This is a genomic window from Thermoanaerobacterium sp. R66 (assembly GCF_028895185.1).
Lineage (GTDB): Bacteria > Bacillota > Thermoanaerobacteria > Thermoanaerobacterales > Thermoanaerobacteraceae > Thermoanaerobacterium.
The window spans coordinates 1-253 of record NZ_JAEUWW010000005.1; the positions used below are offsets into that span (position 1 = coordinate 1).

At 30.0% G+C, this 253-nt stretch carries 1 pseudogene; it reads right to left on the reverse strand.

Features of this window, described 5'->3' with window-relative positions:
- Positions 1 to 225, reverse strand: a pseudogene (locus JJQ93_RS12955) (transposase); the annotation flags it as partial.
- Positions 226 to 253 lie beyond the last annotated feature (28 nt).

Sequence of the window (253 nt, forward strand, 5' to 3'; positions counted from 1 at the left end):
CTTTATTTTAATATAATTATTACTTTTTTTCTTAACAGTCCATTCTTTATCTGCTTTTCGACACTTGAATAAACCAAGTGCATCCTTAACTATATTAAGTCTTTCATCTTTAACCCTTACTACTGCATCCATCCCTATTGATAATACTTCTTTAATCCAAGTAGATTTGCAATATAATGCATCAGCTACTATAATGTCTGCAAAATGATGAAATTCTTTATGCAATTTTCTAATTAGACGCTTGCCTGCTGTG